The following is a 12,186-nucleotide window of genomic DNA, read 5'->3' on the forward strand; positions in this document are numbered from 1 at the left end:
CGGAAGAACACCATTAAAAAACAGACTATAAACTCCACCCTCAATGCGCCCATTTCTACTCGCCGCTCTCCTCTTCCTCGCCGGCCTGGCCCAGGCCCAAACCCTGCCGCCCGACCTCGTGCACGCCGGCTACAACTGGGACGTGGGCCGCAAGCAGCGCCTGCCCATCTCCAAAGAGGACGCCGAGCTGCCGGCCATCATTCTGCGCGATTTTACCAGCCTGGAGTATTACTACGACAAGTCGCGCAAGGACCTGCGCCTGTTCACCACCGAGCACCGCATCGTGCGCGTCAACAGTTCCGATGGCATCGAGCGCTTCAACAAAATTGTGGTGCCGGTGCTGGAGTCGGGCGCACCCGTCGACATCAAGGCCCGTACCATCAGCCCGCGGGGCGAGGTGCATGAGGTGAAAGCGGCCGACATGAAAGAGCTGAAGGACCAGGAAGGCGGCCGCGGCTTCCGCGTGTTTGCCGTGGATGGCGTGGAGAAGGGCAGCGAAGTGGAGTACTTCTACACCCGCGAGCGCAACTTCAACCACTTCGGCTACGAGGTGCTGCAAACCGAAACCGCGGCCCGCGACGTGGTATTTGAGCTGATTTCGCCCGAGGCGCTGACCTTCGAAGCCCGCGTGTACCACGGCCCCGCCGTGACCGTGGACACCACCATGACCGGCCGCCGCGCCCTGCGCCTGACGCTGAAATCGGTACCTGCCCTGCGCGAAGAAGCCTTCGCCAACGTGCAAGCCCAGCGCATGCGCGTGCACTACAAGCTGGCTTACATGGCCAACAAGGGCCAGGTACGACAGTTTACCTGGGCCGACGCCAGCCAGTTTGTGTACCGCAACATGACGTCCCTGAGCAAAGACGACGTGAAGGCGGTGGCTAAAGTGCTGGCCGCTGCCAAGCTGCCCACGTCGGGCCCGCTGCCGGAGCGCATCGCCGCGGCCGAAAACTACGTGAAGCTGAATTTCAACCTTGATGAAAACGCCAGCCCGGCCCTGACGCAGGTAGTGGCCACCCACAACGCGCCGGAGGGCGGCTTTGTGCACCTGCTGGCCGCCATCTACCGCACCCTGGGCATCGACTACGAGCTGGTGGTGACCAGCAGCCGCGCCACCAACCCCTTCGACAGCTCCTTCGACACCTGGGACTACCTCGACAATTTTGCCCTCTACTTCCCCGGCACCGGCCAGTACCTGGCGCCCGGCCGGCCCGACTACCGCTACGGCATGCTGCCGGCCGAATGGACCGCCAACTCGGGCCTGTTCATCAAGGGCGTGACCCTGGGCACCATTGAATCGGCGGTGGGCAAGGTGAAGGAAATTCCGGCCCTGGACGCCGACAAAAGCCCGCAGAACATTGACGTGACCGTGGCTTTCGCGCCCGACCTCAGCAACAGCACCCTGCAACTGCGCCAGACCCTGGGCGGCTACCCGGCCCTGCAGATTCAGCCCTTCTGGGCCATGATTCCGGAGGCCAAGCGCACCGAGCTCATGCAGCAGCTCCAAAAGGGCGTGGTGGCCGATGCCACCAACTTTCAGAAAACGACCGTGCGCAACGTGGAGCGCGGCCTGAGCCCGCTCGACAAGCCGTTCATCATCGAAGGCCAACTCGACTCGCCCTCCCTGCTCGACAAGGCCGGCCCGCGCTACCTCTTCAAAATCGGCACCTTGCTGGGCCCGCAAACCGAACTCTACCAAAAAGAAGAGCGGCAGTTCGACGTGGAAAACGACAACAACCGCCGCTACCTGCGCACCATTCGCTTCGAGGTGCCGGCCGGCTACACCGTGCGCAACCTCAACGACCTGAACGTGGACGTGAAAGCCGGCGGCGACGCCGCCAAGCCCGATTACGACTTCAAGTCGTCTTACGTGCAGCAGGGCCAGACCATCACCGTGACGGTGGACGAAAACTACCGCCAAATTCGCTGGCCCAAAGCCGACTTCGAGGCCTTCCGCGCCGTGGTCAACGCCTCGGCCAACTGGAACAAAGTGGTGCTGGTGCTGGACAAGAAAAGCTAGTTCTGAGAAGAATAACAGAACGTCATGCCGAGCGCAGCCGAGGCATCTCGCGTGTAGCAGTACAATCAATCATACGATTGGATTACTTCAGCACGCAAGATGCCCCGGCTGCGCTCGGCATGACGTTCTTTATGGCCCACAAACTTGTCTATTCATGCCCAATTCCACCGCCGATACCCCCAAAGCCGCCGACTTCCGCCGCCAGGTCCTGAACCCGATGAAGCTGCGGCTCTTCCTGATGCGGAAGCTGCCCATGGCGTGGCTGGCCGGCCTGCGCCTCACGCAGCTCACGCCGGAGTCGGCCACGGTCACCATTCGCTACAAATACCTCACGCAAAACCCGTTTCGCAGCCTCTATTTCGCCTGTTTGGCCATGGCGGCGGAGTTTGCCAGCGGCATTCAGGCCATGATGCACGTGCAGGCCGGCGGGCCAGTCTCGATGCTGGTGGTGAGCCTGCAGGGCGACTTCACCAAGAAGGCCGTCGGCCTCATCACCTTCACCTGTCCCGACGGTCCCCGCATCGCCGAGGCTGTTGCCGAAAGCCGCGCCACTGGCGAGGGCCGCGTAGTAGAATGCGTGAGCACTGGCGTGGACGAGGCCGGCGACGTGGTGGCCGTGTTCCGGCTCACGTGGTCGTTTCGGGCAAAGCGGTAAAGGCGTTGTCGGTCATTGCAATCCTGTAGAATGCTTTTTTCTGGTAGCGCCAAGAAAAACCTCTCAGTGAATTACCTCCCACAAAATGGCTGCTCCAAATGCCAACAAGCAGGCTAGGCCAACGGCAGCTTTGATGCGGTCATTTTGACGAATTTTTCTCCGGTATGTAGTGGCCGAATCTTGTGACAGCAAGTAGCCACGCCAGGCATTGTCTGGCGTTGAAAGAGCCCAAATTTCGCCACATGTTCGGCATTGGTACAAGGGAGCATCTTGATACTGGGCTGCGTCGGTGTCTTGTTTCAGCTCATGCAATTTGCCTTGCCGAAGTTTATTCCAAACGGCTGTTTCTACCTGAATAAAATCCTGCTCACTGCTGAACCGGTAGATATTCTGTTGGAAACAGTCATCACACATCGTGTCTACTCCTGCTCCGACGTGATGATGTCCACCAATCCGTCTTCGCTCACCACCACGGCCAGGCAGGGGTAGTCCGAGCTTTCCACGTAGCGCAGGGCGGAGTTGTAGCGGGCGCCGCGGGTGCTGTCGCCGCGGCCCGAGGCGCGGCCGTCAAGAATGACGCCGATGGAGTAGCAGTAGCCTTCCGGGTCGAGCAGCACGGCGCCGTCAATGCTGGTGACGAGGCGGGTGATAAGCGGCGTGAGCGGCACCGGCTCGATGAGCGTGCACTGCAGCTTGAGGCGGTCGGCTTCGGCCAGGGCTTCGGTGGTGATGACCAGCAAGGTGCCGTGCTTCTGGCGGCTGGCTTCGAGCACCACGTCCCAGAGGCGCTCTATTTTGGCGTGGTCGGTGAGGGCGAAGGTGCGCTTGAGCGCTTTGCGGAAGCCGGTGCGGTTGAGGCGGGTGCGGGGCAGGCCGGGCAGGCCGTAGTGCGAGCGCAGCAGCACGTGGCCGTCGTGCTGCAGCTCCCAGGCGTAGTGCGTCACGAAGTTGATGACGAATAAATCTTCGCGCTCGGCGTCGTACTTGCCGGTGAGGCGGCCCAGGGCGTACACGTTTTCGCCGTCGGCGAGCAGATGCACGTCGGGCGTGGTCATCTCCAGCAGCTTGCGCACGGCCCGGTAGTCGGTGAGGTCGGTGGGGCAGGTGAGGGCGAAGATTTCCTCGATGTTGGGGTGGCCGCGGCGTGCCAGCAGCAGCTTGCCCACGCCCTCGGCCCCTTCGTAGCGCAGGCTGCTGATGGTGTTGCAAGTGGCAAAGAGCGTAGCGGCCGCCGGGTCGAGGCCCAGCGCCTGGGCGGGCGTGTCGAGCAAGGATTTACCGGCGCTGCGCAGCAGCTCTTCGCTTTCGCGGGGGCGCACAAACAGGCCCGCCCCGGGCTCGGCATCGTTCAGGGCTTTAAAGATTTCTTCGTTGAAGCGGTACATGGCCGCCACCAGCAGGGAGGGCGCCAGGGGCCGCCCGTCGGTGTAAAAACGGTAGGGGCGCAGCGACGGGTACGCGCGCAGCGGCTTGCGCTGCAGCCGCAAAATGGTGACCACGAAGTAGCCCTTGATTTCCACCGGCCAGCCGGAAAAGTGCTGGTGCAGCGCGTTTTCGTCGAGCGCGTCCAGGATTTCCTGCACGGCGTCGCGGATGCCCATGCCCTCGTGCTTGCGCCGAATCATGGCCGGGGTCACATCGCTGCGCTCGGCGTAGGGGCTGGGCGTGGTGAGCTGAATGATGCGCCCCCGGGCCACCACATTGGCGAAGGCGTCAGCGGGCAGTCCGCAGTCGCCAGGCTCCAGGCAGCGGGCAGGCAGGTCGGTTTCAACGGGAAGCGCCATCACCACCACCTGCGGCTGCAGGTCGTCGTCGAGGGCGTCGAACAGGTCGCGCGCCAGGGACTGCGCGGCGGTGTGGTAGCGCGTTTGGTGGGGCCAGAGAAGGGTGGGGGCAGGGGCGAGCACGGGAATCATAGCACTACAACAAGCAATGAGCAAAAAGCTCCTCTCCCCGGCGCCGGAAAGAAGGCCTTACAATTGAAACAAGACGGGCAAGAGCATCTTTTGCTTGATGGGCTTGCCCTGAAACATGGCCGGCTCCCACTTTGGCGCGGCCTTGATGAGGCGCAGGGCCTCTTCATCCAGCCCGGAGCCCATCTTTTTCACCACCCGCATGTCGGTCAGGCTGCCGTCGGGCTGCACCATAAATTCCACCATCACCTTGCCCTGAATTTTGCGCTGCTTGGCCAGCAACGGGTATTTCTGGTTTTTCTCAATCCAGTCGAAGAAGGCCTGGGTGCCGCCCACGGGCTGAGTGGGGCGGTCGGGGGCCACCACGGCGCGCACGTTGGGGTTGGCCGAGGCGGCAATGTCGGCGGCGGGCGCGGCAATGGGCGTGGTTTTGCCCGCGGTGGTGATGGTGGTGGTGCTGCCCGGCGACATCACAAACGACACCGGCACTACCACGCGCTGGCGCACCACCTCGTTGCGGTGGTGCCGCGCCGGCGTCCATTTCGGGCCGCTTTTGATGAGGCGAATGGCTTCGGCGTCGAGTTCCGGCGACAACGGGTTTTCCACTTTTACCTCGTTCACGGTGCCGGTTTTCTCCACGATGAAACTCACCTTCACGGTGCCCTGAATGCCTTTTTGCATGGCGCTGGCGGGGTATTTCTGGTGGGCCGCCAGAAACTGGGCGTATTTCTCGGTGCCGCCAAGGGGCACGGCCGGCTGGGCCACCGAGTCGTACACGGTGGTGGCCGAGGGCTTGGGCGGCATCTTGAGCTTTTGGGCGTGGGCCCCGAAGCCCACCAGGCAGCCGAACAGTAGAGGAAGAAAGCGCTTCATATCGATGAACGTGAGGGCGAACAGATGGATAAATTCAGGAATAATGTGTGCAAATAACGATACAGAGAACGCAGCCTTCTGAAAAAACCTTGCCATTCGCGTCAATTATCATGGTTCGCGTTGCGCCCAGCGGTTACTTTCGCTGCCGTTCCCGCCGCTTTAAGCCCTCGCCCATGACCGAGTCCCAACCCTCCCGCGCCCCCGAGCCCGTCGGCGCCTACCCCTACACGCGCCGCGTGGGCAACCTGCTGTTTCTCTCCGGGGTGGGCCCGCGCCAGCGCGGCCAGAAGGCCATTCCCGGCGTCGAGGTCGACGAAGACGGCAACATCCTGCAGTACGACTTCGAGAGCCAGTGCCACGCCGTGTTTCAGAACGTGCGCTACATTCTGGAAGAGGCCGGCGCGCAGTGGGACGACCTGGTGGACGTGACCGTGTTTCTGACCAACATGAAAGACGACTTTCCGGTCTACAACCGCCTCTACGCCGAGTACTTTGCCACGGCCCAGCCCTGCCGCACCACCCTCGAAATCAACTGCCTGCCCACGCCCATCGCCATCGAGCTGAAGTGCATCGCGGCCCTGGGCGAAAAAGGCTAAGGCGCAAACGGCAGAGGCGCGCCCGCCGCTGGCCGTAGCGCCAAGCCCGACATAACGGACCGGTTTCCGTATGCAGGTCAATTACTACTGACTTTGCATGTACGTTCGAAAAAATATACGCTTCGGCGTGGTATGGCGCCTGGTGTGGCGCAGCCTGCTCCTGTTCACCCTCTACGACTCGGTTATCTGCCTGCTCTACGAGTTTGGCGGGGCGCACTGGATTGACATTCCGTGGGCGCCGGTGGCCACGCTGGGCGCGGCGGTGGCCTTTTACATTGGCTTCAAAAACAACGGCAGCTACGACCGTTTCTGGGAAGGCCGGCAGCTGTGGGGCTCCATCGTGAACCTGAGCCGTACCTGGTCGATTCGGGCGTTCGACTTTGTGGAGGCGTCCGGCGGCGGCCTGCTGGCGTCTGAGGCCGAGCTGCGCCGCCTGCACCGGCGCCTGGTGTATCGCCACGTGGCCTGGGCCAACGCCCTGCGCCTGCACCTGCGCCGCCAAACCGCCGAGCTCTGGGATACGGATGTGGCGCCCTTCCTCGACCCCGCCGAAGACGCCGACGTGCGCCGCCTCAGCAACCCGCCCACGCACCTGCTGCGCCAGCAAAGCAACGAACTGCGCCAGCTGCACCAGCGTGGCCTGCTCACCGAATTCCGCCACGTGGCCCTGATGGACACCATTCAGGACCTGTTCAACGCCCAGGGCGGGTGCGAACGCATCAAGAACACGCCGTTTCCGCGGCAGTACGCCTTCTACAGCTTCGTGTTTGTGTGGGTGTTTGCGGTGGTGCTGCCCTTGGGGCTGGTGGCCGAATTTGCCAAAATGGGGCCGGGCCACATCTGGCTCATGGTGCCGTTTGCGGTGCTGGTGTCGGGGGTGTTCAACACCATCGAGCTGGTGGGCCACACCAGCGAAAACCCCTTCGAGAACGAAATGAACGACGTGCCCATGACGGCCATCTGCCGCAGCATCGAAATTGACCTGCGCGAGCTGCTGGGCGAAACCGAGCTGCCCGCCAAAATCGAGCCCGTGGACGACGTGCTGTACTAGCGGCGGCTGGCGCCCGGCAGGCCAGGAATAACACGAAAAAGGGACTTCCTGCTGAGGCAACGCTCAGCAGGAAGTCCCTTTTGTTCAGGAAAGCAGCTATTTCACCACTTCCACCCAGCTTTTGTATTCCTGCAGGCGGCCGGCGCAGTCGGTGTAGCTCACGTGGTAGTAATACATGCCGGCGCTGTTGTCGGCGGCGGTCCAGCCCTGGGCGGCGTCGTAGCCCTCGTACACCTTGCGGCCCCAGCGGCTGTACACGCGAATGTGGTAGCCGGTCACGTCGGTTATTTTGAGGCGCAGCGCGTCGTTCTTGTCGTCGTTGTTGGGGGTGATGACGGTGGGGAAAACCGGCAGCGCGTCGCTTTTCACCACCACTTGCGCCGTGGCCACGGCCGGGCATGTGCCCCCGCTGGTGTAGCTCACCGTGTAGGTGCCCGCCGTGGAGTTGGCCAAATCGATGGCGCCCGAGGAAGCATTGATGGCCAGCCCCGCGGTGCTGCCAAACGTGCCGCCCGCCGGCGTGGCCGCGGGTACACCGCTGCTGCCCGTGCGGCAGAAAGTGGTGGCCGGGTAAGCCAGGGTGGGCACGTTGCGCACCAGCGTGACCGTGGTGGTGCCCACGGCCTGGCAGGCATTCAGCAGGTTGTAGGTCACGGTGTAGGTGCCCGGCGCCGACGCGCCCAGGTCGATGGCGCCCGTGCTGGCATTCAGCACCAGGCCGGCAGCGCTGCTAAACGTGCCCCCGGCGGGTGTGGCCGTGAGCGGCGTGGCCGTGAGCGCGGTGCCGGGTGCCGGCAGGCAGATGGGACCGGGCGCGTAGGCCACGGTGGCCGCGGCGGGCAGCACGGTCACGGGCACGGCGGCCGAGTTGCTCGACTGCACGCGGCACGTCACCACGGCCCGGTACTGCGTCGAGACGGTGGGGCGGGCCGTGTAGGGCACGGTGGTGGCGCCCGCAATGTTGGTGAACGTGGTGCCGCCGTCGGTGGAAGCCTGCCACTGGTAGGTGATGCTGCCCGACACGGTGGCGCCCGTCAGGTTCAGCACCACGGGCAGGCCGGGGCACACGCTGGGCGTGCTGGCCGTGGCCGCGCCGCCGGTGGGCACGCCCAGGCAGTTGGAGCCCAGGCTGATGCCCATCACGTTCAGGACCGGGTCGATGGCGGTTTTGGTTATCGTGATGCTTTGCACCGACTTGCTGTAGTTGGCCACCGCCAGGCTCAGGCGCACTTCGTACAGGCGCGGGTTGCCGGGCGTGAAGTCGACGGCATTGGTCACGTAGCTGACCCGGCTGCCCACGTTGATGGCGGGCGTAATCGTGCCATTGAACCAGTCGGGCACCACTACGTCCGTGAACGTTTGGAAGCTGCCGTCGGTAAAAGTGATTTTGAAAGTTTTGTCGGCGGCCGTGGTGCCGTTGCCTTCGGTGGCCAGCACCATGACCTCGCTGCAGGGCTGCGGGTTGGTCAGGGTGAGCACACTGGGGGTGTTCACGTTATTTCCGGCAATGCGCAGCGAGTTATTGCCCGTTGCGGGGGCCATCTGAAAGGTCAGCCCCGGTGTGCTGATGCTGTTGATTGTGCCGGAAGCGGGCAGCGCATTGCTGGCGTTCAGGCCCGGAAACGTGGCGTTGGCAAAACACCACCGCACGGAGGGAATGCCCCGGTCCACGGTGTTGGTAGTGGAGTTGGCCACCACGGGGTCGTTGCCATTGGCAATGACGTCGTCGGTGTAGCCGGTCACGGCCACCGGCACGTAAGTAGTTTGGGCGAAGGCAGAGTGCCAACCCAACGGGCCAAGCATCGCAAACGCAAGGGCAAAACGGGTAAAAGGTATTCTCATTGGGTGGTGAGGGGGTGAAAAATGAAGGGGTGATGAAGAAAAAATGCGAATGGGTGGTTAACAGGGGGTAAATTAAACACAATAACCTAGGTAATTACGTGAATACTTGCATGCGTACACCGCGCTTATTAATTACTTAAAAAAATGGTCCCGGCTTATGGCCAGTATTGGCGCGGCATTTCGAAAATGTGTTGATGGCCGGCGACACGGAAGCAGCAGAGGCTGCGCCGCAATAGCTGCCGCCAACTAAGCTCGACCTAACGCCAAGCCGCGGCCGGGCGTAAGCACAGGCTCTATCTTCTTCCTTTCGCTCATGCCCACCAAGCTTCCCAATCCCGCCCGTACCTCGGGGGCCACGCCCACTTCGTGGTTTGGCACCGCACCGCCCCTGCCCACATTCCAGCCGCTGAACGAAAACACCGACGCCGACGTGGTGGTGGTGGGCGGCGGCATTGCCGGGCTCACCACGGCGTACCTGCTGAGCCAGGAAGGCGTAAAAGTGCTGCTGCTGGAAGACGGCGAGCTGGCGAGCGGCGAAAGCGGCCGCACCACCGCCCACCTCTCCAACGCCCTCGACGACCGGTACACCACGCTCGAAAACCTATTTGGCCAAGAGGGCGCGCGCCTGGCCGCCGAAAGCCATACCACCGCCATTGCGGCCATCGAAGGCATTGTGAAGAAGGAGAACATCGATTGCGACTTCACCCGCCTCGACGGCTACCTGTTTCTGCCCGCCACCGGCAGCAGCAAAGAGCTGAGCCAGGAGCTGGAAGCCGCCCACCGCGCCGGCCTCGCCGCCGTGGAGCACCTCTCGGAGGCCGGCACCACGGGCTTCGAGCCCGGCGAATGCCTGCGCTTCCCCGGCCAGGGCCAGTTCCACATCCTGAAGTACCTCAACGGCCTGGCCGCCGCCATCACCAAAAAGGGCGGCCGCATCTGCACCCACACCCGCGTGAGCGAGGTGCACGGCGGCGCCCATGCCCGCGTGCTCACCGCCGACGGCGCCGAGGTGAAAGCGCGCAAAGGCATTGTGGTCGCCACCAATTCTCCCTTCAACGACCGGGTGGTGATGCACACCAAGCAGGCCGCCTACCGCACCTACGTGGTGGCCGCCCGCGTGCCCAAGGGCAGCGTGAGCAAAGCCCTGTATTGGGACACGGCCGACCCCTACCACTACGTGCGCCTGCAGGACGTGCCCGCCGGGCCCCGCGGCGGCCAAACCGATTACGACCTGCTCATCGTGGGCGGCGAAGACCACAAAACCGGCCAGGAAGACCACCCCGAAGCCCGCCTGCGCTGCCTGGAGGAGTGGACCCGCGACCGGTTTGCGATGGTGAAGGACTTCGAGTACCGCTGGTCGGGCCAAGTGATGGAACCGCAGGACGGCCTGGCCTTCGCCGGCCGCAACCCCTTGGATTCCGACAATGTGTTCATCATCACCGGCGACTCGGGCCACGGCATGACGCACGGCACGCTGGGCCCGATGATAATTACGGACCTCATCCAGGGCCGCCCCAATCCCTGGGCCGACCTCTACGACCCCGGCCGCATCACCGTGAAGCGCGAAAGCGCCCAGGAGTTCATCCGGGAAAACGTGAACGTGGCCCTGGAATACACCGAGCTGCTGACCGGCGGCGACGTGAGAAGCCCGGAAGAAATTGCCGCCGGCGAGGGCGCTGTGCTGCGCCGCGGCGTCAGCAAAGTGGCTGTGTACAAAGACGAGCAGGGCGCCACGCACGAGTGCTCGGCCATTTGCCCACACCTGGGCTGCGTGGTGCACTGGAACAGCCTCGAAAAAAGCTGGGACTGCCCCTGCCACGGCTCCCGCTTCACGGCCCTGGGCGAGCTGCTAAACGGCCCGGCCGCCAGCGGGCTGGCCCCGGCCTAGAAAACCGCTGTCATCCCGAGCGCCGCGAAAGATGACCAGCGGTGTTTGCCCTTTCCAAATCCACCCTTCCCATGCCTTCCCGCAAACCCAAAACGCCTGCCAAGGCCCAACAGTCCGAATCTACCTGCCTGCCCCCAAAGGGCGTGCTCATCGCCATTGGGGGGCACGAAGACAAGTCGCCCCGCCCCGGCCTTGAGGACGAGGCCAACAGCGCGCCCGATTCTATCCTGCGCCGCTTCGTGGACGAAGTAAAGGGCAAGAAAAACATTCTTGTGCTGCCCATCGCCTCGCAGGAGCCCGAAGAAGCGGCCAAGGAGTACGTCGACCTGTTTGCCAGCCTGGGCGCGGGGCGGGTGGAAGTGCTCGACCTGCAAATGCGCGAGCAAGGGCACCAGGAAGAGGCCCTGCGCCAGCTGGAAGAGGCCGACGGCTTCATGTTCACGGGCGGCGACCAATTGCGCCTCACGGCCCTGCTCGGCGGCACCCCCTGGCTGAAACGCCTCAAGGAGCGGTTCACGCACGAGGAAATCGTGATTGCGGGCACCAGCGCCGGCGCGGCGGCCATGAGCACGCCCATGATTTACCAGGGCCGCGACAACCAGGGCATGCTCAAAGACGAAATCCACGTCACGACGGGCTTGCAGTTTGTGCACGACGTGGCCATCGACACGCACTTTGTGGCCCGGGGGCGCATCATCCGCATGGCCCAGATTATTGCCACCAACCCCGGCTGCATCGGCCTGGGCTTGGAAGAAGACACCGCCGTGGTGGTGCGCGAAGGCCGCGAGCTCGAAGTCATCGGCAACGGCGTGGTCACCATCGTGGACGGCCAGGACTGCACCGACACCAACATCCACCGCATTCAGTCGGGCGAGGCCATCACCATCCGCGACCTGCGGGTGCACATTCTCAGCTGCGGCGAGCAATACACGCTGCCCGTGCAGGAAGACCTGCACCGCTAGGCTAGGGCAGGCGCCGGCCGCGTGCGTATTTTTGAACCAATGAAACCCTCTCTTCCTGCGTTTGTACCTGCGTGGGGCGTGCGGGCCGCGCTGGTGCTGGCCGTGGCCCTGGCCCTGCCCGCCTGCCAAGACCCCCGCCTGGCCCGGCTCGAAGCCGTGCAGCAGCAGCAGGCCCGCGAGCTGGCCCGGCTGCGTCAGCAGCTGGCGGAACGGGACGAAGAGGTGCAGCAGCTGGAAAACTGCGTCGACGACCTGGAGAGCACCGTGTACGCAGACGACTCGACCGCCGACGACGAGGAGCCCAGCCGGCCCAGCACCACGCTGCTCTAGGCGCCTCGGCCCGAAAGGAAGCCGGGGCCGGCCCAATCAAATTGGCCGGGTTCCCG

10 protein-coding genes are annotated in these 12,186 nt (G+C 63.8%); 7 read left to right on the forward strand and 3 right to left on the reverse strand.

Annotated features, from left to right (window positions below; translation table 11 throughout):
* Positions 1 to 43 precede the first annotated feature (43 nt).
* Both JAO73_RS06355 and JAO73_RS06360 read left to right on the forward strand, forming a co-directional pair.
* Positions 44 to 2,020, forward strand: coding sequence for a DUF3857 domain-containing protein (locus tag JAO73_RS06355; RefSeq protein ID WP_198976259.1), 1,977 nt, complete (start codon positions 44 to 46; stop codon positions 2,018 to 2,020).
* A 154-nt stretch (positions 2,021 to 2,174) separates the two neighbouring features.
* On the forward strand, positions 2,175 to 2,675 hold the full coding sequence (locus JAO73_RS06360; protein WP_198976260.1) for a PaaI family thioesterase: 501 nt from the start codon (positions 2,175 to 2,177) through the stop codon (positions 2,673 to 2,675).
* Positions 2,676 to 3,094: 419 nt separating this feature from the next.
* Here the strand turns inward: JAO73_RS06360 and JAO73_RS06365 are convergent, their stop codons facing one another.
* Both JAO73_RS06365 and JAO73_RS06370 read right to left on the reverse strand, forming a co-directional pair.
* Positions 3,095 to 4,591 carry a DNA integrity scanning protein DisA nucleotide-binding domain protein gene (locus JAO73_RS06365; protein WP_198976261.1) on the reverse strand — a complete coding sequence of 499 codons (1,497 nt, stop codon included), beginning with the start codon at positions 4,589 to 4,591 and terminating at the stop codon, positions 3,095 to 3,097.
* Positions 4,592 to 4,648: 57 nt separating this feature from the next.
* Positions 4,649 to 5,461 carry an energy transducer TonB gene (locus JAO73_RS06370; RefSeq protein WP_198976262.1) on the reverse strand — a complete coding sequence of 271 codons (813 nt, stop codon included), beginning with the start codon at positions 5,459 to 5,461 and terminating at the stop codon, positions 4,649 to 4,651.
* A 173-nt stretch (positions 5,462 to 5,634) separates the two neighbouring features.
* On the opposite strand from JAO73_RS06370, the gene JAO73_RS06375 reads away from it, so the two are divergent.
* Together JAO73_RS06375 and JAO73_RS06380 are read left to right on the forward strand one after the other, a co-directional pair.
* Positions 5,635 to 6,057 carry a RidA family protein gene (locus JAO73_RS06375; protein ID WP_198976263.1) on the forward strand — a complete coding sequence of 141 codons (423 nt, stop codon included), beginning with the start codon at positions 5,635 to 5,637 and terminating at the stop codon, positions 6,055 to 6,057.
* A gap of 97 nt (positions 6,058 to 6,154) precedes the next feature.
* Positions 6,155 to 7,108: a bestrophin family protein gene (locus tag JAO73_RS06380; RefSeq protein ID WP_198976264.1), complete on the forward strand. Its 954-nt coding sequence runs from the start codon at positions 6,155 to 6,157 to the stop codon at positions 7,106 to 7,108.
* A gap of 96 nt (positions 7,109 to 7,204) precedes the next feature.
* On the opposite strand, the gene JAO73_RS06385 is transcribed toward JAO73_RS06380, so the two are convergent.
* Entirely contained in the window at positions 7,205 to 8,899 is a 1,695-nt protein-coding gene (locus tag JAO73_RS06385) for a T9SS type B sorting domain-containing protein (protein WP_198976265.1), read from the reverse strand.
* 364 nt (positions 8,900 to 9,263) lie between these two features.
* Here JAO73_RS06385 and JAO73_RS06390 point away from each other — a divergent pair, with 364 nt between their 5' ends.
* The 3 genes from JAO73_RS06390 (at position 9,264) to JAO73_RS06400 (ending at position 12,130) form a co-directional block, all read left to right on the forward strand.
* The gene (locus tag JAO73_RS06390) at positions 9,264 to 10,838 is read left to right on the forward strand and encodes an FAD-dependent oxidoreductase (RefSeq protein WP_198976266.1); all 1,575 of its coding nucleotides are present in this window, start codon (positions 9,264 to 9,266) and stop codon (positions 10,836 to 10,838) included.
* A 71-nt stretch (positions 10,839 to 10,909) separates the two neighbouring features.
* Entirely contained in the window at positions 10,910 to 11,800 is an 891-nt protein-coding gene (locus JAO73_RS06395; protein ID WP_198976267.1) for a cyanophycinase, read from the forward strand.
* A 39-nt stretch (positions 11,801 to 11,839) separates the two neighbouring features.
* Positions 11,840 to 12,130 carry a hypothetical protein gene (locus JAO73_RS06400; protein ID WP_198976268.1) on the forward strand — a complete coding sequence of 97 codons (291 nt, stop codon included), beginning with the start codon at positions 11,840 to 11,842 and terminating at the stop codon, positions 12,128 to 12,130.
* Positions 12,131 to 12,186: the final 56 nt, after the last annotated feature.

The organism is Hymenobacter miniatus (assembly GCF_016427455.1).
GTDB lineage: Bacteria > Bacteroidota > Bacteroidia > Cytophagales > Hymenobacteraceae > Hymenobacter > Hymenobacter armeniacus.

What these genes read in the sequence shown, in the direction of transcription:
- JAO73_RS06355 (WP_198976259.1), top strand. Translation starts at nt 44, where the DNA reads ATGCGCCCATTTCTACTCGCCGCTCTCCTCTTCCTCGCCGGCCTGGCC.
- JAO73_RS06360 (WP_198976260.1), top strand. Translation starts at nt 2,175, where the DNA reads ATGCCCAATTCCACCGCCGATACCCCCAAAGCCGCCGACTTCCGCCGC.
- JAO73_RS06365 (WP_198976261.1), bottom strand. Translation starts at nt 4,591, where the DNA reads ATGATTCCCGTGCTCGCCCCTGCCCCCACCCTTCTCTGGCCCCACCAA.
- JAO73_RS06370 (WP_198976262.1), bottom strand. Translation starts at nt 5,461, where the DNA reads ATGAAGCGCTTTCTTCCTCTACTGTTCGGCTGCCTGGTGGGCTTCGGG.
- JAO73_RS06375 (WP_198976263.1), top strand. Translation starts at nt 5,635, where the DNA reads ATGACCGAGTCCCAACCCTCCCGCGCCCCCGAGCCCGTCGGCGCCTAC.
- JAO73_RS06380 (WP_198976264.1), top strand. Translation starts at nt 6,155, where the DNA reads ATGTACGTTCGAAAAAATATACGCTTCGGCGTGGTATGGCGCCTGGTG.
- JAO73_RS06390 (WP_198976266.1), top strand. Translation starts at nt 9,264, where the DNA reads ATGCCCACCAAGCTTCCCAATCCCGCCCGTACCTCGGGGGCCACGCCC.
- JAO73_RS06395 (WP_198976267.1), top strand. Translation starts at nt 10,910, where the DNA reads ATGCCTTCCCGCAAACCCAAAACGCCTGCCAAGGCCCAACAGTCCGAA.
- JAO73_RS06400 (WP_198976268.1), top strand. Translation starts at nt 11,840, where the DNA reads ATGAAACCCTCTCTTCCTGCGTTTGTACCTGCGTGGGGCGTGCGGGCC.